At 36.7% G+C, this 22,592-nt stretch carries 16 protein-coding genes and 1 riboswitch; of the genes, 9 read left to right on the forward strand and 7 right to left on the reverse strand.

Annotation, left to right across the window (positions count from 1 at the left end; translation table 11 throughout):
- Positions 1 to 41: 41 nt before the first annotated feature.
- A riboswitch (SAM riboswitch) is annotated at positions 42 to 148 on the reverse strand.
- Between the two features lie 127 nt (positions 149 to 275).
- Complete coding sequence (locus ACIQ38_RS01230) at positions 276 to 2,015, reverse strand: ABC transporter ATP-binding protein (protein ID WP_402817027.1); 1,740 nt, start codon at positions 2,013 to 2,015, stop codon at positions 276 to 278.
- Positions 2,016 to 2,207: 192 nt separating this feature from the next.
- On the opposite strand from ACIQ38_RS01230, the gene ACIQ38_RS01235 reads away from it, so the two are divergent.
- From ACIQ38_RS01235 to ACIQ38_RS01245, 3 genes are read left to right on the forward strand one after another with little or no spacing between them, the layout of a single operon-like run.
- Entirely contained in the window at positions 2,208 to 3,584 is a 1,377-nt protein-coding gene (locus ACIQ38_RS01235) for an ABC transporter permease subunit (protein WP_402819525.1), read from the forward strand.
- Between the two features lie 19 nt (positions 3,585 to 3,603).
- On the forward strand, positions 3,604 to 5,094 hold the full coding sequence (locus ACIQ38_RS01240; protein WP_402817028.1) for an ABC transporter permease: 1,491 nt from the start codon (positions 3,604 to 3,606) through the stop codon (positions 5,092 to 5,094).
- Positions 5,095 to 5,124: 30 nt separating this feature from the next.
- Positions 5,125 to 6,936, forward strand: coding sequence for an ABC transporter substrate-binding protein (locus ACIQ38_RS01245; protein WP_402817030.1), 1,812 nt, complete (start codon positions 5,125 to 5,127; stop codon positions 6,934 to 6,936).
- Between the two features lie 50 nt (positions 6,937 to 6,986).
- Here ACIQ38_RS01245 and ACIQ38_RS01250 read toward each other — a convergent pair whose 3' ends face one another.
- On the reverse strand, positions 6,987 to 8,171 hold the full coding sequence (locus tag ACIQ38_RS01250; protein WP_402819528.1) for a YhgE/Pip domain-containing protein: 1,185 nt from the start codon (positions 8,169 to 8,171) through the stop codon (positions 6,987 to 6,989).
- A gap of 163 nt (positions 8,172 to 8,334) precedes the next feature.
- Here ACIQ38_RS01250 and ACIQ38_RS01255 point away from each other — a divergent pair, with 163 nt between their 5' ends.
- Positions 8,335 to 8,952, forward strand: coding sequence for a TetR/AcrR family transcriptional regulator (locus tag ACIQ38_RS01255; protein ID WP_402817032.1), 618 nt, complete (start codon positions 8,335 to 8,337; stop codon positions 8,950 to 8,952).
- A gap of 85 nt (positions 8,953 to 9,037) precedes the next feature.
- On the opposite strand, the gene ACIQ38_RS01260 is transcribed toward ACIQ38_RS01255, so the two are convergent.
- Complete coding sequence (locus ACIQ38_RS01260; protein WP_402817034.1) at positions 9,038 to 9,235, reverse strand: hypothetical protein; 198 nt, start codon at positions 9,233 to 9,235, stop codon at positions 9,038 to 9,040.
- Between the two features lie 319 nt (positions 9,236 to 9,554).
- Complete coding sequence (locus ACIQ38_RS01265) at positions 9,555 to 10,355, reverse strand: TIGR00266 family protein (protein ID WP_402817036.1); 801 nt, start codon at positions 10,353 to 10,355, stop codon at positions 9,555 to 9,557.
- Between the two features lie 265 nt (positions 10,356 to 10,620).
- Between ACIQ38_RS01265 and ACIQ38_RS01270 the strand changes: the two genes are divergently transcribed.
- Positions 10,621 to 11,784 (forward strand): saccharopine dehydrogenase family protein, encoded by a 1,164-nt coding sequence (locus ACIQ38_RS01270; protein ID WP_402817038.1) that lies wholly within the window; start codon positions 10,621 to 10,623, stop codon positions 11,782 to 11,784.
- Positions 11,785 to 12,180: 396 nt separating this feature from the next.
- Here ACIQ38_RS01270 and ACIQ38_RS01275 read toward each other — a convergent pair whose 3' ends face one another.
- Positions 12,181 to 13,500: a short-chain fatty acid transporter gene (locus ACIQ38_RS01275; protein WP_402817040.1), complete on the reverse strand. Its 1,320-nt coding sequence runs from the start codon at positions 13,498 to 13,500 to the stop codon at positions 12,181 to 12,183.
- 177 nt (positions 13,501 to 13,677) lie between these two features.
- Here ACIQ38_RS01275 and ACIQ38_RS01280 point away from each other — a divergent pair, with 177 nt between their 5' ends.
- On the forward strand, positions 13,678 to 15,588 hold the full coding sequence (locus ACIQ38_RS01280) for a beta-propeller domain-containing protein (RefSeq protein ID WP_402817042.1): 1,911 nt from the start codon (positions 13,678 to 13,680) through the stop codon (positions 15,586 to 15,588).
- A gap of 55 nt (positions 15,589 to 15,643) precedes the next feature.
- Here the strand turns inward: ACIQ38_RS01280 and ACIQ38_RS01285 are convergent, their stop codons facing one another.
- Entirely contained in the window at positions 15,644 to 17,098 is a 1,455-nt protein-coding gene (locus tag ACIQ38_RS01285) for a polysaccharide deacetylase family protein (protein WP_402817044.1), read from the reverse strand.
- A gap of 149 nt (positions 17,099 to 17,247) precedes the next feature.
- Between ACIQ38_RS01285 and ACIQ38_RS01290 the strand changes: the two genes are divergently transcribed.
- Both ACIQ38_RS01290 and ACIQ38_RS01295 read left to right on the forward strand, forming a co-directional pair.
- The gene (locus ACIQ38_RS01290) at positions 17,248 to 17,991 is read left to right on the forward strand and encodes a threonine/serine exporter family protein (protein ID WP_402817046.1); all 744 of its coding nucleotides are present in this window, start codon (positions 17,248 to 17,250) and stop codon (positions 17,989 to 17,991) included.
- A gap of 12 nt (positions 17,992 to 18,003) precedes the next feature.
- On the forward strand, positions 18,004 to 18,453 hold the full coding sequence (locus ACIQ38_RS01295; protein ID WP_402817048.1) for a threonine/serine exporter family protein: 450 nt from the start codon (positions 18,004 to 18,006) through the stop codon (positions 18,451 to 18,453).
- Between the two features lie 634 nt (positions 18,454 to 19,087).
- Here ACIQ38_RS01295 and ACIQ38_RS01300 read toward each other — a convergent pair.
- Positions 19,088 to 21,103 carry an EAL domain-containing protein gene (locus tag ACIQ38_RS01300; protein ID WP_402817050.1) on the reverse strand — a complete coding sequence of 672 codons (2,016 nt, stop codon included), beginning with the start codon at positions 21,101 to 21,103 and terminating at the stop codon, positions 19,088 to 19,090.
- Positions 21,104 to 21,249: 146 nt separating this feature from the next.
- On the opposite strand from ACIQ38_RS01300, the gene ACIQ38_RS01305 reads away from it, so the two are divergent.
- Positions 21,250 to 22,170 (forward strand): DMT family transporter, encoded by a 921-nt coding sequence (locus ACIQ38_RS01305; RefSeq protein WP_402817052.1) that lies wholly within the window; start codon positions 21,250 to 21,252, stop codon positions 22,168 to 22,170.
- Positions 22,171 to 22,592 lie beyond the last annotated feature (422 nt).

Below are 22,592 nucleotides of genomic sequence, written 5' to 3' on the forward strand. Positions count from 1 at the left end.
CTCTAATAAGAAGAGAATCCTCAATAATATTGAAGTTAGTCTTCTTATCTTCTAGACGGAGTACGTCTATTGGAGTTAGCACCATACCTAAACTTGGCTGGTTGCTGAGACATCTTAGGGCCAATCCCTCCGTCTCTCTGGATAAGAAATAAAATATGAAATTTTCTAAATCTTGAATTTCCATAAGTTTAACATGGTGAGTATATAAATACAAGGTGATTTTTAACGTCCCTGTGCAGCGAACAATTCAGAATTGTTTGCTGCACAGGGACAAATTACATTTTCGGGATGGCAACCCAATGACCTTCTGATACTTCTACCAGTTCGGAGTTTTGCAATTGATACTTGTCTTTGTTGGTATCCTCTTCCAGAAGACTGCGTTTTTTCTTCGCTTCAACTTTCGGATCGGGTATTGGGATAGCTGACAATAATGACTTTGTATATGGATGCTGTGGGTTTGCGTATAATTCTTCACTCTCTGCAAGCTCTACTATTTTTCCGGCATACATCACTGCCACTCTATCACTTATATGCTTCACCATGGATAAATCATGCGCAATAAACAGATAGGTAAGTCCTAAACGATGTTGAAGATCTTCTAATAGCTCAACTATTTGCGACTGGATAGAAACATCTAGTGCGGAAAGGGGCTCATCACAAACGATAAAATCAGGTTCTACCGCAAGTGCACGGGCAATTCCGATTCTTTGTCGTTGACCACCAGAAAACTCATGTGGATAACGCATCGCATGACTTGGTTCTAATCCTACCATCACCAGTAATTCTTCTACTCTTTGTTTGCGTTCTTCCTTAGTTTTGCTTAAACGATGTATGTCTAATGCCTGCCCAATAATATCCAACACTTTAAAACGTGGATTAAGGGATGAATATGGGTCTTGGAAAATCATTTGCATATGGCGACGCATCGTTTTCAATTCATCTTTGTTAAGTCGGTTAATAGCCATCCCTTGATATAGTATGTCTCCATCGGTCGGTTCATGAAGACGTAATATAGCACGTCCTGTAGTCGACTTGCCAGAACCCGATTCACCTACTAAACCTAATGTTTCTCCAGGTTTTATAAAAAAGCTAATATTATCTACAGCCTTCAGTACATTGCCTTTTCCAACTTGGAAATGTTGTTTCAGTGATTTTACATCCAGTAATGGTTTTCCTTCTTCGATGTCGTGTGAACGTAAAGAAGGACGTTTTGGTTTTTTCTTTTCGTCTAAGCGAGGGAGAGCATTTAGCAATCTTTTCGTGTATGTATGTTTAGGACTTTCAAAAATTTCTTCCGTCGTTCCTGTTTCTACAATTTTTCCATCTTTCATGACAGCTACACGGTCACACATACCAGCGACAACACCTAGATCATGTGTAATAAGAATGATAGAAGTACCAAATCTTTTTTGCATATCTTTCATGAGATTTAATATTTGAGCTTGAATCGTTACATCAAGAGCGGTTGTCGGCTCATCAGCTATTAGAAGGGCAGGGCGACAAGCTAAAGCGATTGCAATCATAGCACGTTGGCGCATACCTCCCGAGAATTCATGCGGATACTGGTTGAAACGTTCTTCGCTGTTTTTTATACCAACGAGCTTCAATAGCTCGATTGTTTGTTTTTTCGCTTCTTTTTTGGAAAGTTTTTGGTGTTTTATTAAACTTTCAGCTATTTGTTTACCAATTCGAATAGTAGGATTAAGAGACGTCATTGGGTCTTGGAAAATCATACTAATATCACGTCCGCGAATATTCTCCATTTCTTTCTCCGTTTTGTGTACTAAACTTTCCCCTAGAAATTCAATATCTCCATTTTTCATATAGGAGGGAGGGGATGGTAAGAGACGCATGATCGATCTTGCAGTAACGCTTTTTCCACTTCCAGATTCTCCAACAATACCAAGCGTTTCCCCTTTTTTAACTTCAAAACTGACACCTTGTACTGCTTCAAATTCTTTGTCGCTCGTTAGAAATGAGACACTTAAATCATTTACCTTTAAAACCGTCTCCAACTAAAACACCTGCCTAATTATTTTATGTTATATATGGAAATGCCATTGACTTAATAAAAGTTCGAATCTATACTATACAATACCACTAGGATTAATACAATAAGGGGAAGGGGGAATATTTCCGTGGAAACAAAAAGCCAACCATCTTATAAATTAGGCTTTTCTGAAGTGCTTATCTATACATATGGAAAGATGATACAGCGAAATACTTTTAAATATTTATTGTTCATCCTAGGTTTTCCTGTGCATCTTATTACTCTTCTTTTCTATCGATCTAAACAGAAAAAAGATACATATTATGCAATCCTAGAAGAAGTAAAAGCATCTTTCATCGCATCAGGAATAGAACATGAATGGAGAAATGAATATAAGGAACAGTATATTCGGAAGCAGGCCTTCTTTAACAAACAAGTGAAAGAACAGGAAATGAATCAAGAAATAAATAAGCTTGTGGATGAACGGTTTACGAAGGAACTACTAGAAAAAACAAATGAAATAAGTGAACAAAAAGGGATTAGGCAACTGACATATCATACATATTTTCAAAGTTTGCTGGAAAAACCATTATTTTTGTTATTAACTTTCATCCCTGGAATCCTAATGTATTTATTCCTTGTGATCTATAGTAATGCGTATGTGCAATTTATTTTTGAACGATTAATTATGAGTGTCTTTGTTATAGCGGGCGTTTCTATTTTAGTGTTTACGATTTTGTATTTATCGCCATTTGATTCGGCTGCGAACTTGCTCGGTGAGGCTGCAACAAAAGAGCAAATTGCCGCATTCAATCAAATGCACGGATTGGATCTACCGTATTTGTCTCAACTTTGGAATGCGCTTAAAGGAATCGCTACGTTCAATTTGGGAGCTTCCTTTACAGGTAATGAAGATGTTGCAACAAGTATTGCGAATAAATTTCCAATAACATTGATCATTGCAGTGCTTTCCTTGTTAATGGCGGTAGTTATAGCAATCCCCGTTGGCATTATTTCGGCAACAAGACAGAATTCCTTTTTAGATTATTCGTTCATGTTTATCGCATTAATAGGATTATCGATCCCTAACTTTTGGCAAGGACTTATTTTTATTTTGAATTTCTCGATTAAGCTGCAATGGCTCCCAGCTACTTATAGTCCACAAAACTGGTTATCTATTATCATGCCAATTATTGTACTTGGTACTGGTCTTACTGCATCGGTCGCTAGAATGACGAGGTCCTCCATGTTAGAAATTATTAATGAAGACTATATTATTACGGCAAAAGCAAAAGGACTTAATGAGCGACAAGTACTTTGGAAGCATGCTGTAGGGAATGCAATGATCCCGATTATAACCGTTATCGGTTTGCTTTTCGGAGGAATGCTTGGAGGAGCGGCGGTAACTGAGAAGGTATTCAATATAAGCGGGATCGGAAGTTATATTGTTGATAAGCAATTTATCCCCGATATTCCGGCTATTATGGGCGGGGTTATATATATTGCTATAACGATATCTTTAGTAAATGTGCTCATCGACATTTTGTATGCGTTTTTTGATCCACGTATTCGATCCAAGATGAAGCAACTGTAAGGAAGAAGTAGGTGTAAAAATGATTTCTACAAAAAAGCATGCATTAAAGATGTCGAGGGAATACACGCAAGCAAACTTTGCATGGATTCTTTCTTCCATCGTAACAATTATTCTATTATGGAATAGTTTTAGTTTTAAAGAAGGAAATGTAAAAATAAATGTATTTTATGTCTTCCTTATTTATGCTGTTTTTACTAGCTTTCAACTGTTTCTTACTTGGAAAATGAAACGTGATTTAATGAAGTATGGTGAAATACAATCGACAACAAGAAGACTCGGGTTTATACAGCTTATTAGTATAGCAACTGCCAATATTTTCACGGCAGCTTTTGCCTTTAATCTAATAAAAAAGAAAAAAACACCTGAGTACGTGTTTGCAGTGTACATGGTATTGACCCAATTATTTATAGTTGCAATTTCGTCTTTCAATTTATTTAAACCATATGTAACAGACAGTTTTATACCAGCAATGGGGACGTTATTGCTAATACTGGTTTTCCAAATAATTATGTTAGTGCTCGTAGCGAAATATGTGCAAGCAACAGCAGCTCCTTCGTGGATGATAATACCAGCAATAATATTAATCATTACTTCACTGACAGGGAATCTATTTAACTTGTTGTTAGGTATAAGTTTAATCGTGAAAGTTCGAAGCCATGATCTTTCAAGAATTATAAAGTGGAATACGATGTGGGATAAAATTACAAGAAATTCCACAGCTATTCTAGGAATGTTTTTCATCATTCTTTTATTTTCCCTATCGGTTTGCAGTGTGTATACATTTGACTGTGATATGGCTGTTGAAAATAATTATGGTGCATTACTTCAAAAGCCAAGCTTGGAATATCCATTTGGAACAGATGATTTTGGTAGAGACTTATTTTCTCGAATTATTTTTGGGGCTAGAATTTCGCTTCTAGTGGGATTTGCATCGACTTTAATACCAGTAGTAATTGGAGGTTTTCTCGGAGCGTTAGCAGGATATTACAGTAAGCGAGCAGATAATGTTATTATGCGATTGCTCGATATTTTGTACGCAATACCAGGCATCCTACTTGCGATTGCCATTATTGCTGCGTTCGGTGCAAATACGATGAATTTAATACTTGCGCTAAGTGTAGGGGCTATTCCAACTTATGCTAGAACTATGCGTGCCAACGTTTTAATGGTATCTAATTATGAATTTGTTGAATCAGCTCGTGCACTTGGTTCATCGGATTGGTCGATTATTTTTAAACAAATTGTTCCGAATTCACTTGCGCCAATGATTGTAAAAGCGACGCTAACTATTGGTGGAGCAGTTATTGCAACAAGTAGCTTAAGTTTCTTAGGACTTGGGGTAGAACCACATATTCCAGAGTGGGGAAACATTTTGAAAATAGGTAGTACGTATCTAGAGTCTCACTCTTATCTTGCGATCATACCTGGTCTTGCTATTATGGGCCTAGTATTGTCATTCAACTTTTTAGGAGATGGGCTTCGAGATGCTTTAGATCCAAGAATGGATTAATTATAAATAATTAGTTGGGGGTAATGAAGAATGAAAAAAAGTTTACTAGCTATCCTGATTGCGGTTGTTTTAGTGTTAGCAGGATGCGTAAATACGAAGTCTGATGTTTCGGACAAAGCAAATGATAAAAATGATTCAAAAACAGCTCAAAGTGATGTAGTGATCGAGTTATTAGGCATGAGCACTGGCGAGGCTGATATGAACATCGTTCGAGATCAACTGATTAAAAATGGTTTTCAAGTGAAGCTTAATATTCAACCGGATTATGGTAGCTTTACAGCGCAAAAAGATGCGGGAAATTATGATTTAGCATTATCTAGCTGGACGACAGTTACAGGAAATCCTGACTACGCAGTACGTGCACTATTCAAAACAGATGGCGCAAATAGTATTATGTCGGATGAGCAAGTGGACAAATTAATTGACCAAGCAAGTACAGAAACGTCTGATCAGTTTACAGAGACATACAAACAATTGGAACAACGTCTTGTTCTTGATAAAGCTTATATTGCACCACTTTATAACTCTTTTAAAGCACAAGGTGTTAATAAAGAAGTATTAAATGTTGATACGGTAAGATTGGCAAAATCACGTGCAGTCGCATGGGAACCGATCGATTTTGTAGATACTTCTAAAAGAGATACTGAATCATTAATTATGCAACAAGCAATCGGAACATTAACATCTTTAGATCCGATTAAAGGAAATGATGGTTCGATTAACACATTAAATACGAATATGTATGTAAGACTTGTTAACTTAACGGATGATGATGTAGTCGTATCAGATGGATCATTATCACTTAACCATGCAATTGCAGATGGAAACAAAGATTATTATTTCCTTCTTCGAGATGACATTAACTTTGCTGCAATTACGGACGGAAAAGCAGTAGATTCAGGTGAGCGCGTTGGTGCGGATGATGTTGTGTTCTCATTAAACCGTGCAAAAGATAAAGATTCTGTACCTGATCACCGAACATACAGCTTACATGAAAGTATGCAAGAAATAGCAGTAGTAACAGACCTTTCAGAACTGGAAGTGAAGCAATCTGGTAGCGATGTAACAGTAAAAGAAGCACTGGAAAATGGTTTGGATGCAAAAATTACAGAATTAGTAGAAGATAAAACAACAGCTGATAATGCAGCAGGTAAATACCAAGTAGTGAAGATTACAACAGTAAATCCATTCCCACAAGTGTTGAATTACTTAGCTCACCAATCTGCAGGTATTGTTTCTAAAAAACAAGTAGAGAGCATTAATACGTATGATGTTGCAACATTTGATGTAAATAAAGATATTCCATACGGTGACCAAAACACAGTAACAGAAGGCGAGAAATATAACAATACATTATACGCAAGTGGCCCTTACATTTTGTCCCATAAAAATGACTATGAAGCGGTTTTCCTGAAAAATCCAGCATACATGCCGGGTACAGAAAATGAAGCAAAAATTGCTAATGTAACAGTACGCTTTATTCAAGACGCTGACAGTGCTCTTTCAGCACTTCGTAATGGGGAAATCCATATTTTCAATGGTGTGCCTGAAACAAAATATGATCTAGTAGAAAATGATAGCAAATTATTTTTACAAAAAAGTGATAGTAATGCTGTAACATATTTGCTATTCAATACAAAAAATCGAGAAGTTTCGAATAGCGAAGACTTAAGAAAAGCGGTACTATACTCGATTAACCAAGATGAAATCCTAAACTATTATCAAGGTAACAAGAAAAAAGCAGTTTCTACTGTTAGTCCACTTGTAAACACTGGAAATGAATTAGTTTCGGATTCGGCAAAAGTACAAGAATTCTTGGATGCTTATCAAGCAAACAAATAAAATTACAAAAAAGCTCGAAGAAGTGCGCATACACTTCACGAGCTTTTTTTCTATACTTCACTATTGGTTTCCATTATCACATCCAATTTTACCTTTTTAAATGAAGAACTAATTAATAAAATAAAACTTCCAAGTGCTATCCAAGTTAGCATTTGAACAGAATGACTCCAGCCAAATCCTGTTCCAAAGAAGAATAATTCACGAAGACCTTCAATCATTTGACGCATTGGTAGCCATGAATAAATCCAATTACGATAAAACGGTGATAAGAACTCTGGAGGCATCGCAAGAAGCGGTGCACCGAAAAAGAGCATGATGATGAAAATTGGCAAACCCTTAATACCTAACCACATGAGAACCGCTGAAATCATTAAAAAGAATGCAAAGTAAGTAAGAGATAAAAATAATCCCGTATCACTAAGTTTTGGAACTTCTAATCCGAGCATTGAATTCGCCAGAAAAGTTAACCCAAATCCTGCAATAAGAGCAAGAATTGCACCTACTAACGTTTGGATAGAAACTCCAATTAATTTGTCTTTACGAGTTCTAAATACAGTTTTTCTTAGTGACATGAATACAATAGCTGCGCCAGCAATACTACCCATCCAAAGTGGTTGGAACATTGTAACAGGTGCATTTCCATTTGCACTTTTCGTTCCTATCTCGTTGACATTAATAACCTTTTTTATAATTGGAGAGACAAGTAGAGCAGCTTGTTCCGTCGTAATTGTATTACCTTGCACTTCAAATCCTTCCAATATTTGAGTACGGACGTTTGTGTTGATACCATCGACCATTCCATTTAGTATTTGACTTGCCATATTGGCAGCAGTGGGGTTCATACCCTGGTTTACTAAAATTTGAATTTCTGGTGAGGTAGGTTGTGCTGTTTGGAGAGAAGCTTGATTTTTACTAAAGTCTTCCGGTATGACTAAAGCAGCATAATACTTCTTTTCATCCAATCCTTTTTGTACTTCGGATAAGCTATTCACTTCAATCCATTTGATTGGGGAATCTTGACCAGGTATGGCTTGTGAGCGGATGTTTTCGGAAAATGTGTTACCCATATTCAGTTCTGTATTATTCGGTAGCTTAGCTCCTAAGTCTTCATTGACTATTGCAATGGGCATATCCTTTGGAGCCGGACTAATAGATGGAATAAGCGTTAGCGAAAAAATGAATATAATACCAATTACGGCTATTGGTGAAATGAATGTTAACTTATTTTTAAGCAAATTCATTGTAAAAACCCCTTTCGATAATGAACAATGTGTTGATTAATGTTCTCCATGTATATTACGATGGAGTTATTAAAATAACAATAATCAATAATAGTGATTCCGTCCGTTACTTAACAAAACGGAATAATTTGTTCAATAAATAAGGAGGAAGTAGTGAATGGATGAAAAAAAGATTGATCGTCGAATTACTAGAACAAAGCGGATGATTAGAGATGCATTCACCCAATTGATGGAGGAAAAAGGATTTGAGGCAATTACCGTAAGTGATTTAACGGAAAAGGCTGATATCAATAGAGGTACATTTTATCTGCATTACAAAGATAAGTATGATTTACTGGAACAAAGTGAGGAAGAAGTGTTTGAAGAACTGGATAAAATTACGGAAGAGGCATGGAAAGCTATAAATCTAAAGGATAGAAACAATCTTGAAGGGGGAATGCCGCTTCCTTTTGTCATAAAACTATTTGAATACTTCGAAGAAAATGCTACTTTCATGAATGTTATTTTAGGACCAAATGGAGATCCATCTTTTCAGGTACGGCTAAAGGAAGTCATCAAAAAGAAAATGCTAGATAAGTTTTTTCTAATTACAGAGGAAGAAAAGAGGATGGTTCCTTTGGATTACTTAACCGCATATATAAGCTCTGCACATCTGGGAGTCATTCAGCATTGGTTGAAGGTCGGAATGGATAAATCCCCACATGAAATGGCAACTATGTTATCTCAAACGACTTTTTGGGGTCCAGCCAAAGTAGCTGGATTAACCTTTGATTAAATACGGAGTGAAACATATGCTTTTCACTAAAAAAGGCATGTGCGGAAATGCCTCCGTACATGCCACAATTTATATATCAATTCGTCTATTGCAACATCGGAAGAAAGAATGCAATTGCTCCAAGTACAATGGCAGACCAAGCTAGGAATTTTTGAGGGAATGTTAGACCGAGTAAGCCTAACACTACTGCAGCACCACCAAACCATAATGGATAATAGAAGAACCCCACGACTGCGAGCACGATTCCTATCCAGCCAATCCAACTACCTAAAGAAGCTTTCATCACAATCACCTCCTTTTTACTATTGGAAAGAACAATACAAGAACAAAAATCGACAGGATTGTTCTTTTTACTAGTATATGAGGGGAGGGCATATAAATAATAAACAATTTGGACGATAATTGTAGAATAATAGAGTTTTCTTTCTGCTAAGGAAAAAAGGGTATTTGATAACAACAAAAAAGGTACAAGCAGTTCAACTTGTACCTTCCTTTTTACTTAGGAAGCTATATAAAATTTAGAAATATGGATGCTTTTTTTCTTAACGCTATCCCATGCCAAGTTCCTAATTACTATAGGCGTTATAGCATTTGTTCTTTTATTATTTCCCACCTAAAAGGTTGAATAGTCCACCGGCGATACTTCCTTCTTCTCTTGAGCCACCGCCTGGAGTTTGAGGAGCAGCAGCGAATACACGGCTAGCTAGACGACTAAATGGTAGTGATTGAATCCAAACAGTACCTGGTCCGCGCAGAGTTGCGAAGAACAAACCTTCCCCACCGAATAATGCAGTTTTGACTCCTTTTACCATTTCGATATTATAGTCTACATCCGATGTCATCGCGACTAAACATCCTGTATCTACACGTAGTGTTTCGCCGACTTGTAAGCTTTTTCGGTGAATAGTACCACCAGCGTGAACGAATGCTAAACCGTCACCTTCAAGCTTTTGCATGATGAATCCTTCCCCACCGAAGAATCCAGCCCCTAGCTTGCGTTGAAATTCGATACCAACGGAAACTCCTTTCGCTGCAGCTAAAAAGGCATCTTTTTGACAAATAATTTTGCCGCGGTACTTGCTTAAATCCATCGGAATGATTTTTCCAGGATAAGGAGAAGCAAAATAAACATGTTTTTTTCCACTACCAACATTCGTAAACGTAGTCATAAATAAACTTTCACCTGTCAGCATTCGTTTTCCTGCACCCATTAGCTTTCCCATAATCCCGCTACTACTAGAAGAACTTGAACCATCTCCAAAAATAGTTTCCATCGAAATGCCATCTTCCATCATCATTAAGCTACCAGCTTCAGCAACTACAGTTTCTTGTGGATCTAATTCGATTTCTACAAATTGCATATCATCCCCATATAATTTGTAGTCAATTTCGTGATTGTTCATGCTTTATTTCCTCCTTTTTCTTAACTATTTAACTATACGAAAAAATGGGGCAAAGGTTTCAAAAGAGACATTCAGATTTTTCGGAAATTAATAAAGGGATTTAATGAGGATTATAGAATGTAATAAATAGAAGCATTTTAATGACCAGCATAGCAATTTTGCACGGCATGTAGTTGGATGATTAAGCATAAGTATGGTAAGAAGGAGTTAACCATCATGGTGGAGTTAGCAAACAAATAGACACAGAATACTGGAGGGTACTTACATGAAAGTTGCTGTATTAGGTGCAGGTTTAATGGGGAAAGAAGCAGCACGTGATTTAGTGAAAAGTCCTAATGTGGAACAAGTATTATTATGTGATTTAGATGTGGGACAAGCTAATATGTTCCGAGAAAGACTGCAAAACTCTAAGATTGAAGTTTGTAGACTGGATGCAAATGATGAGGATAGTATACGTCAAATTATGAGTAAGGCAGATGTTATTATCAATGCACTTTTTTATACATTTAATGAAAAAATCGCAACACTTGCTGTTGAAATGGGCGTGCATTCCATTGATTTAGGAGGGCATATCGGCGGAGCGACAGATGCAGTACTTTCACTTCATAAAAAAGCACAAGAAAAAGGGATTACCCTCATTCCTGATCTAGGGGTAGCACCAGGGATGATTAATATTCTTACAGGTTATGGAGCAAGTAAATTGGAAGAAGTAGAAGGAATTCATCTGTATGTAGGCGGAATCCCGCTAGAGCCGGAAGGAATTTTCGGATATAACATTGTCTTTTCGCTTGAGGGAGTATTTGATCATTATACGGATCCTTCGCATGTCATTCGAAATGGAAAGCTACAAGAAGTGAAATCGCTTTCAGAAGTTGAACCAATTTTCTTCAAAAATTACGGGGAGTTAGAAGCGTTTCATACTGCCGGTGGAACATCGACATTGAGCAAATCTTTCCCAAATGTTGATACATTGGAGTATAAAACGATTCGATATAAAGGACATGCAGAGAAATTCAAACTGCTAGTAGACCTAGGATTGACGAATAAAGACATGGTCGTCAACGTGAAAGGAAATATGATAAAAGTTCGCGACGTTTTAAAAGAAGTATTAACGCCGCAATTAATATTAGGAGATAAAGAGGACGCCGTTTTACTAAGAGTTATAGTGACGGGTATTAAAAATGGGGAGAATGTAACGTACAACTATGAATTGGCAACAAAAAAAGACCGAATATCCGGCACTACCGCAATGGCAAGAGCGACAGCCAATACAATTTCGGTTGTTGCACAAATGATTGGCAATAATGTCATAACGAAAAGAGGGGTTTATCCGCCAGAACTAATCGTACCTGGTGACTTATATATAAGAGAGATGGCTGCTCGCGATGTAAATATTGTCGAAACAGCAGTAAGAGGGGAACGGGTATGAATTTTGAATGCTCTGGAGAAGAACAGTTACTTCGTAAAACAATAAAGAGATGTGTAGATTAAGAAATCATTCATGAGATTTTGCAAATATAACAGCGGATGATGTATTGTAAATACCTGGTGCATTTGACTATTTAGGTGAGTATCCGGTGGAGAAATGATCATGCAATTAAAAAGCATCTGTCTCTATTCACTACGACGCTTTATCTTTACATTGCGGACCCAACATAGAACTATAAGCCAGCTTCTTTTAATTAAAAGGAATAAAGTGAATAAACAATAGTGGGGAAATTTTATAGTTTTCTAAGCGATAAAAAGGTTTTCTTGATGCGCTCAAGAAAACCTTTTTCCATACATGAATTGAAGTACTTTGAAGGGGATATTCGTATATTTTTATTTAAAAAAAGAAAAGTCCAATACTAATAACAATTCCACTTAATATAAGGACAAACAAACAGAAGCCCATAATGTCTTTTGCACGAAGGCCGGCAATTGCTAATGCTGGAAGTGCCCAAAATGGTTGAATCATGTTAGTCCAAGCATCACCCCACGCAATAGCCATAGCTGTTTTAGCATAGCTTAAATCTAAAGCGGAAGCTGCATCTAGCATAATTGGAGCTTGGACAGCCCATTGTCCGCCACCTGATGGGATAAAGAAGTTTACTATACCAGCAGCATAGAACGTGAATAAATAGAAAGTATGCTCATTGGAAATGTTTATGAATGCTTCGGATACCACTCCTGCTAGACCAGAAGCAACCATCATCCCCATAATGCCTGCGTAAAACGGGAATTGAATAACAATATCACCAACTGTTTTTGCTGCATTTTTAACGGCAACGAGGAAATTTTTGGGTGTTCCGTGACAAATAATACCAAGTGTAATGAATATTAGATTGACGATATTTAAGTTTAAGTCAAAACCTTTTGTGATGAAATGTTGGACAAGATACACTACTCCAAGTAAACCGATTAAAAAAGTTAAAACATAGCTACCTTCTAATCGTGAAGCTGGTGTTTTCTTTTCTTTTTCTTCTTGTTCAACCTCCGTACCTTCTTCTAGTAAGGAAGGATCAATGGAGAAAGTATCTTCTTTTCTAGGCATCATCCATCTATTTAATAGAGGGACCGAAATGAATAGTGCGATAACTATAACTAAGTTATATGTAGAAAATAATGTTTCGGTAGTTGGGATGACACCCATTTTTTCCGCGAAAGGATGCCCTTCTGTTGCAATGGAAAGTGGAACAGAACCCGCTAAACCTCCATGCCACACGATAAATCCAGAATAAGCACTTGCAATAAGTAATCGGTAATCGACATTTTTCACTTTACGTGCAATTTCTTTTGCAAACAAAGCACCAATGACTAAACCGAAGCCCCAGTTGATCCAACATCCGATTAAGGAAACGACAGTTACAAGAATAATAGCAGAACCAGGTGATTTTGCAGTACTAGCCATTGCGCTAAGTAGTTTTTTGAATATAGGACTACTAGCTAAAACATGTCCTGCTAAAAGAACGACAACCATTTGCATAGTGAAAGAAAGTAAACCCCAAAAACCGTCGCCCCAGTAAGTTACCATTTCAATTGGTGTTGAATCCGTTAATGTTACGCCAAGTAAAAATACTAATAATGTTAATATCGCCACAAAAATGTATGGATCAGGTAAGTACCTTTCCATTAATGCGTTCGAAAATCGTGTTAGTGTCTTCACATAAATCCCCTTTGTTTATTCATACATCCCCTTCCATTCAATGATAGCAGAATAATAGAAAACAAACTATTGTATTCATAATAATTTTGCTAATCAAATAATTTTGGTATTAGTGAAACTAAAAGCAAAAAATTCAGTCTAATGGATTAACAAGGAATTTCAGAAAGGAAGATTAATATGAAAAAGTGGCTTTTATCCACTATTGCTTTCGCTTTTATAATTGGCATCACAGGTGCATTTTATTTCTCTAAAATAGAGATAAGTGCACAGAACAATGTATCAACCAATCAGCCATTTAAAGAAAACAGTGAAATTCAAACCGTTCAATCCAAAGAACAATTAAAAGCTTATTTTGAAAAAGTAAAAGAACTACAATTAAACCAGCAAAATGGAGCAGCAGTAACTGAAGAATCTGCTAATACGATGGAAGCGAAAGATTCCTCCGGTGGTCAAGGTGGAGACTATTCTACTACAAATAACCAAGTAGAAGGTGTAGATGAAGCAGATACTGTAAAAACAAACGGTACGCATGTATTTTCGATTAGTGAAAATAATGTAGTAATTGTTAATGTAGCAAACCCAAAGGATATGAAAGAAGAAAAGAAAATCTCCTTTGCACAAGATTTTTATCCAACCCAACTACTATTATCTAATGACACTTTAATGGTTATCGGACAGAAAAATGTCTTTCGCACACTGGAAATGGAAAGTGCAAAAATGATGGATAGTATGTATTTACCTATGGATTCAATGACAACTGTTTATTTCTATGACATTTCCAATCCAGCATCACCGAAACAAACAAGGGAAATTGCAACAGAAGGATATATGAATGGGGCACGCCTAACAAATGATACTCTGTATTATGTAACTACTGTTTATCCAAAGTTCTGGATGATGGAAGAAGATGCAGATGCTGAGTTACGTCCATTTACGTATGATTCTAAATCGGATAAGGAAGCAAAACCGATGAGCTATGATAATATTGCAATCCTTCCTAGTTCTACGGGAGGTAACTATAGTATTATTTCGGCAATTGATGTATCTAATCCGGTAAAAAATGTACTAAAAACGAAAGGGTATCTTGGTGGTAGTGAACAATTATACATGTCAAAAGATAACCTATATTTAACCTCGACTATTTATGAAACGAACAATTCCAATGCGAAAAAAATGATTTGGAACCCAGGTGAGATGGATACAGAAGTTTTTAAATTTGCATTAAATGATGCATCCGTGCAATTCGTTGCGTCGAGTCGCTTAACTGGAACGATATTAAATCAGTTCTCGATGGATGAGCATAACGGTTATTTCCGAACAGTAACGACAAAAGGCAATAATTGGGATGAAAATAAAGTATCTGAAAATAATCTATTTATACTCGACGAACAGATGAAAACAGTCGGCCAAGTAACAGGTTTGGCAAAAGAGGAGCGAATCTATTCAGCAAGATTTATGGGAGATAAAGCATATATGGTGACGTTTAAAGAAACGGATCCATTATTCGTTATTGATGTAGCGGAACCAACCGCACCAAAAGTGTTAGGAGAACTAAAAATTCCGGGATTCAGTAACTATTTGCATCCATTAGATGAAAATCATTTAATTGGTTTTGGTTATGAAACAATCGTTGATACGCAATTTGGTAGTAAGCAACCCCTTATAATGACAGGCGGAATGAAAATTTCTCTTTTCGATGTAAGTGATTTTACGAAACCAAAAGAATTGGATACAGAAATAATTGGAGATCAAGGAACATATTCTCCGATTCAATATGATCACCATGCGCTGTTTGAGCACAAAGAAAAAGGATTATATGGATTCCCTATTTCCATTTATGGGAAAGGAAAAGAGTATGCAGAATTTAAACAAGCAGGAGCATTAGTGTATGAAATTACACCGAAAAATGGGATTGTTTTAAAAGGAAACTTATTAAACCCAGAAAATCCTGAGAAGGAATACGAAGATTGGGAGAGCAGTATTCAACGAATGATTTACGTGGAGGACTCTTTATATACAATTGCGATGAAAGAAATCAAAAGCTACAATTTAAACTCCTTTAAACAATTAAGTAAAATGTCATATTAAAATTTTTGTCCCTGTGCATCAAACAATTCTGAATTGTTTGATGCACAGGGACGTTTTATTTTTTCAACTCTGATACAGTTACAAATGAATAGCCTTCTTCTTGCAAGTAGGCAAGTACAGCGTCTAGACCTTCCGCTGTAGACATATGAATGTCATGCATTAAAATAGTAGAACCTTCCTTTACATGTTTTTTTACATGCTCAAGTAGGTGATTGGCATCACGGTATTTCCAATCGAGCGTATCCACATCCCATAAAACGACTGGTAGGGAAGTTTGAGCACGAACCGTATTATTGACAGCTCCGTATGGTGGGCGGAATACAGTTGGTTTACTGCCAGATGCTTGTTCAATGGCGTCACTGGTGTTATTAATCTCTAAAGCAATTTTTTCAGCAGAAGCTTTTGTTAAATCTATATGATTCCATGTATGGTTCCCTAGCTCATGTCCTGCTTCTTTCATTTCCTTTACAATTTCAGGATAGAAAGAGACGCGACTTCCAAGCATAAAAAACGTAGCTTTTGCATTATACTTCTTTAGTGTATCGAGAATTAGTTTAGTTGAATCTGGATTCGGACCATCATCAAATGTAAGGGCAACTACTTTTTCGGATGGAGTTACTACTGTGTCTTCCTGTTGTTTTCCCCCAGAAGGTTGTTCTTCTTTTTCCGATGATGCTTTAGGCGGCTGGATGGCTACCTCTGGAAGTTTGAAACTGTCTGCGATAATATCGTTTATATCTTCGAGCGGTATAGAAACAATTGGTGATCCCGCCGCACCAGCTGTAATTTCATAGTCGTCATAATAAAATTCAATCGAATCTTTCTTTAAAGAAAAATTGGAATAATTATCCCAAGTAGGCATTGTTTTTTCTGTGAATTCTTTTTGTAGTAAGTAGGTATTCAATTGTTCATCTGCTAAGATGGATTCTCTCACTTTTGTAGCAAGTTTTACAAGAGCTTTTTCATTGTTAGCGAGTAAATCATTTATGGTAAGCATATGTCCAGACTGATTATGTAAACGGAAAATTTTCGTTTCGGATAATCCGTTTGCTCCACCTGAATTCATGTAAGAATGAATGACAAATGAATAATATCCTGTTGTATGTTGAAAAACTTCAAACGATATATTCAGTTCTCCACTGCTATGTATATTCGATTCAGATAAAGAATCTGCTTCTTTTAAATATAATGTTTTTAAATTATTTGTATACGTCTTTACAAGGTTATTGAATTCTGGAACATTACTTTGTGGAAATTGAATTGCATACGGTGTTTTTTCATCATTAGACGTTTCCGTAATAATACGAATTCCTGGATATACCGAATCACTTTCGTTAATTTGTTCTTTCGGTTCAGTTGGAAAGTTGGCCGATACTACTTCTTTTTCTTTTTTTGCAGGATTGGGAAGCGTTAGAAGAAAAATCGTTAAACTACTCAATGCAAGAATAGTTATGATAAACGTAATATCAATCCAACGTCCTCTTTTTTTGGAACGTGGATGGGTGGACATGGTGATGATTCTCCTTTTCTAGTACTTATCTATTATATTAGATTAGACGGATGAATAGGGGATAAAGTTTTAGTTTTTATTGTTTTTATTTTCAACGTTCGATAAGATTATCGTAGTTGAATTTCACTATATAAAGGAAGGTGTTCAGATTGTCGCAAAACGCCGAATTAGCAGTAGAATGTTGTTTACTTGCAGGTCGTTTAATGATGGAGAGTGGGGCGGAGACGTATCGAGCAGAAGATACAATGGATCGAATGGCGCTTTCGCAGCAACTAACGCAATCCCAAAGTTTTGTCACTCCAACTGGCATCATCTTCGCAGGCAGTAATAGCCTTCCAACTAAACTAGTTAGGATCAGTAATAGATCGACCGATTTAGAACGAATAGCGCTTGTAAATAACGTTTCGAGAAAACTCGTCAATAAGGAGATAACTCTTCAAGAAGCGCATTCAGAGCTGGTTAGTATTGAAAAAGAACATAAAACACTCCCATTGTGGATACAAATAGTAGCTGCATCAATTGCATCTGCCGCATTTCTTTTGTTATATGGTGGTACATTTAAAGATGTTCCCACTGCTTTGTTAGCTGGTGGTGTAGGTTTTTCTGTTTCTACGTTGTTAGAGATGAAAACGAGAGTGAAATTTTTTGCTGAGTTTTTAGCGGCATTATTTATTTGTTTGATCGCTATATTTTCGGTTTCATGGGGATTAGGAAATGAAGTGGACGCAATCATTATTGGTTCTGTCATGCCACTTGTTCCGGGATTACTTATAACGAATGCCGTACGTGATTTAATGGCGGGTCATTTTGTTTCCGGTGTATCAAAAGGAGCAGAAGCGTTTTTGACGGCTTTTGCCATAGGTGCAGGGGTAGCATTAGGTTTGTCATTTTAAGGAGGGTTGCCTATGTCGTATTTCATGCAAGGGATTTTAAGTTTTGCAGCAGCAACAGGGTTTGGAATTATTTTTAATGCGCCAAAAAAATCACTTTTCTATTGTGGGATTGTTGGCATGACGGGCTGGCTTGTATATTCTTATGTCGACGATTTAAGTAATGATCCTGCAAAATCCTCATTCGCTGGTGCATTTACAGTTGCTTTTGTTGCCCATTTAATGGCTAAAAAGTTTAAGATGCCGATGATTATTTTTAGTGTAGCGGGCATTATCCCGTTAGTTCCAGGCGGATCTGCCTATAATGCAATGCGAAATGTAATAGAGAAGGATTATACCGTGGCAATGGAATATGCATCAGTTGCACTCATTATTTCTGGCTCCATTGCGATGGGTTTAGTTTTTGCAGAGATTATTACGCAATTATCGGTGAAAATAATAGGAAGACTAAAAGTAAAACCGTGAGAAAAAATTCTCACGGTTTTTTTTATCCTTATGGAAAGTATAAAGGTATGTCAGTATTTGGAGATAGTGCGTCGTAAAACTCTATTAGGTGGCCGCTAGGATTTTCGCTGCAGTCGTACGCTTTCCGCCGGGTAAGCGATGAGCCATCCCCGCCGCTTTTAGGCGTACGTTGGGATGTCTCATTTTGCTCACTTATCCGGCAGGAGTCGACGGCTGCAGCGAAAATCAAAGGAAATTGCTTAATTACTCAGTATCAACTCGCCAAAAACAAATTTCATTACAATTTTTGGACTGTGTGAATCCAATAAAAGGCTTAAAGCAACCAACCGGTCAGCGAAAGCAATTACTTCTACTTGGAAAGCAATCAAACCAGTACGAGAGCAACCAAATTGCCGGTGAAAGCAATCAATTCCCAAAATAACAAGTTTACTTGGATTGAGACACCAATAATTGTGACGCAAAGTATCAGTTGGGTTGGTTCTGTCCCGTTCACAGCATATTTACTTTCGCTCATCCATTGAGTGGGGCGGAAATCATAGCGGTCACTAGTTAGTCAATACACTACGACGCTTTATCCCTATACTCTACACTTCCACAGAGCCTAAAAAACAAGATAAATATAAAGTGCATTTCTTTATCGTAGCAGTGCTTCGACTTCATCTGCTGGGATTGGGCGACTGATATAGTATCCTTGAGCGGAATCGCATCCCATTTGTTTTAACAGGCCATATTGTTCACCTGTTTCTACACCTTCTGCAACAACATGCACATCCAAAGATTGCCCAAAATGGATAAGACCTTGGACAAGCTTTTGTAATTTTTCTTGCTGCATAAGGGAACTAACAAATGACTTATCAATTTTTAGCTTACTAATCGGTAGAAGTTGTAAGTACCTTAGTGACGCATAGCCAGTTCCAAAATCATCTAATACAAAAACAACACCATCTTGATGCAATGTTTGCATTTGTTGAATAATAGACTTTTCTGCTTCTGCTTCGAGTGCAAATTTTTCCGTAAACTCGATTTGTAAAAGCTCTGGTGGGCATTTGTATTTATTTAAAACATTGCGAACGGTTTTTACCATATTTTTATCACGGAACTCTCGAATGGATGAGTTGTAGCTTACTTTAATTGGTACTCCTTTTTGTTGCCACATAGCTGCTTGCTCACAAACCTTATCTAACATAAACGCACCAATTTCATTGATTAATCCAGTTTCTTCAGCTATTGGTATTAATTCTTCAGGAGAAACGATTCCTAGTACCTCATCTTCCCAACGTACAAGCGCTTCAACTGCTGTAATTTGATTGGTTAGTACATCTCTTTGTGGTAAATATAGAACATGAAGATTTTGGTGATTTAATGCTTCCAATAATCGTTTTTCTATTTGCGCACGACGAGCTAGCTTATGATGGTCAGATGAGGATAGGCTCGCAATCATGCCTCCACCTTCTAATTTCACTTGTTGGATTTTCAGATCATTTGCTTTTAATAGGTGCAAATAGGATTGTTGATCTTCTGGGTATCTTGTAATTGCTCCGCTGACTGTAATAGGAACAACTTTATTGTCTAGATAAATAGGATTTTGTTTTAAATAATGAACGAATCCTTGAATATACCATTCTCCTAAAGTTGTAAGGACAGTAAATTCATTTCTTCCAGCTCTTGCAATGATTGACTCTTCAAAATAGATTTTCAATCTTTTCGTCAATTCACTTAATAACTGAGATTCCGTTTGATCGTTGAATATTTCTTTTAATGTATAAAATTGATCAACACTAAGGGAAACAAAGGAAAAGTATTTGCTATCTTGAATATATTCATCCACCATTTCTTCTAAACGATATCTACTCAATAGACCAGTTTCTGTATCTACATACGCTATTTGTTCTAGGCGTGTTTGTATTAGTTTTTTTTCTGTAATTTCTTCTTCCAATAACAAATGGTATAGCGTATGATTTTCTGTATTAGTAATTGGGATTGCGATCAACTCTACCCAATAGCTTTCTCCATCTTTTGTCATTTTCTCGACGGTATCTTGGAAAACTTGCCCTTTTTGCAATGTGTTCATAATTTTATCGGCAATGGAAACATGTTGAGGGGTGTTAGGGAAAAGCTGCCAAAACGTTTTTCCGACAATTCGTTTCGGTGTCCAATTACTTCTTTTTAAGAACATGTCATTGGCGTGAAGGATTAATCCTTCTTTGTCTAAATAAGCAACCATAAATGACTTAGATAACCCTTTTTTTAATAATTGTAACTCTGAAAAAGAAGATTCTTCTGTATCTTGTATTGCGTTTGATTCGATTTGGAAAAAAACATAGTGGTCGTCATTCAGAAAAATTGATTTGACTACTATAGATGTTTTCGTGGAGTTTCTATCTTTTGAATAAAGGATAACAGGACTAAAGCGAATTGGATCATCTTGTTGTAGAATTGTTTCCCAATTAGCAGTTAAATGCCCATATGTATGTTCATTAAAGAGCGGGGCTTTAGGTCCTTGTAAATCTTCTAAATGGTATCCGAATTGTTTTTCGGCTTCCCTGCTCCACCAAATAATATGACCGTCCTTATTTGTCATAAAAGTCGGGAAAGGCAAATGATTAAAAACAGTGTTATTTAGATCAAATAAATCATCTTTTAGGTACATATGAACGGCTCCTTTGAATAATATACATTCATTATATAGAAAATACATAAAATAGTCTTTAAAATAGAACAATATATTCATTGAAAAATATTTACAAGGGATAAAGTACCAATTAGTTATGAGGAAAGAAAAGAGGGATAGGGAAAATGGCACGATGGAAAGGTATTGTGTACATTATATTAGGGGCTATGTTATGGGGCGCATCGGGGCCAATGATGGAGTGGGTATTAAAAGAAAGCAACTTATCCGTTCCTTTCTTTCTCACAGTTCGATTAATCGTAGCCGGTGTGTGCATACTAGCATTTTTAAGAATTAGTGGAAAGCCCATTTATACGATATGGAAAGAGCAAAGTTGGTTAAAGCAATTAATTGTGTTTAGTATTTTTGGGATGCTTTCTGTACAGTACACATTTGTTGCGGCAATTGAGGCTAGTAATGCGTCTATTGCAACATTACTGCAGTTTTTAGGGCCGATTTATATAGTGATATTTCTTTCGTGGAAAAGTAAGTTATTTCCTCCTAGATATCAGATTATCGGTATTATTGGAACGCTTGTTGGATTGTTTTTTTTATTGACAAATGCCAAATTCGATCAATTATTAATAAGTAAGGAAGCCCTTTTTTGGGGGTTAGCGCTCGGAGTTGCATTTTCGATTTATACGGTATATCCTGCAAGGCTTATGAAAGAGTGGGGAGTACTCATCGTCGTAGGATGGGGTATGTTGATAGGGGGCATAGTACTAGCCTTCGTCTCTCAAATTTGGCGTTCAAATGAGTGGATAGTCCTTGTAAGCTATCCATATAACATAATGACTTTTATCATTATTCTTATTGCAACAATTGCTTTTATACTTTTCTTAACAAGTATGAAGTACATATCACCTGTAGAAACAAGTATTCTATCAAGTATGGAACCACTCACAGCTATGGTTATTTCGGTTATTTGGTTAGGACAAGTTTTCGGAGCCTGGCAATATGTAGGAGTTGTCGTAATGCTTGTATTCGTTACATGGCTTTCGATTGCTGGTGAAATTAAATGGAAGCGAAAAGGAAAGATGGCTAATTGAGGCCATCTTTTTCTAATGCTATAGGAAATCATAAAACTTATGACAAATAACTTTCATCTAATAAGATAATTAGGTGATTTTTTGGGGAAAGTATGACGCAAGAAGCTCTATTATTTTTAGCTTATATGCATAATTTCATATATTTGCAGTGTTTGGAGGAGAGATTGTCCAGATTTGCGAAGAGATTGTCCAACTATCTGGATAGATCGTCCATCTTCGTGGAGAGATTTCACAACTTTTGCGCAAGCGTTCGGAATGGCTCAGAGTTCACTACGACGCATTTTCTCTATTTTGTGCCTTATGCCATTCATTTTTTCGTATGTGCTGACAGAGACCGGCAGGGTGGGGGTCTTGGTCATACTGTCGTTGCCAAATGTTTTTTATTTTGCAACGAGATTTACGCAAGAAGCACTACGCGGCGT

Origin of the sequence: Psychrobacillus sp. NPDC096389 (assembly GCF_044762855.1) — a bacterium.
GTDB lineage: Bacteria > Bacillota > Bacilli > Bacillales_A > Planococcaceae > Psychrobacillus.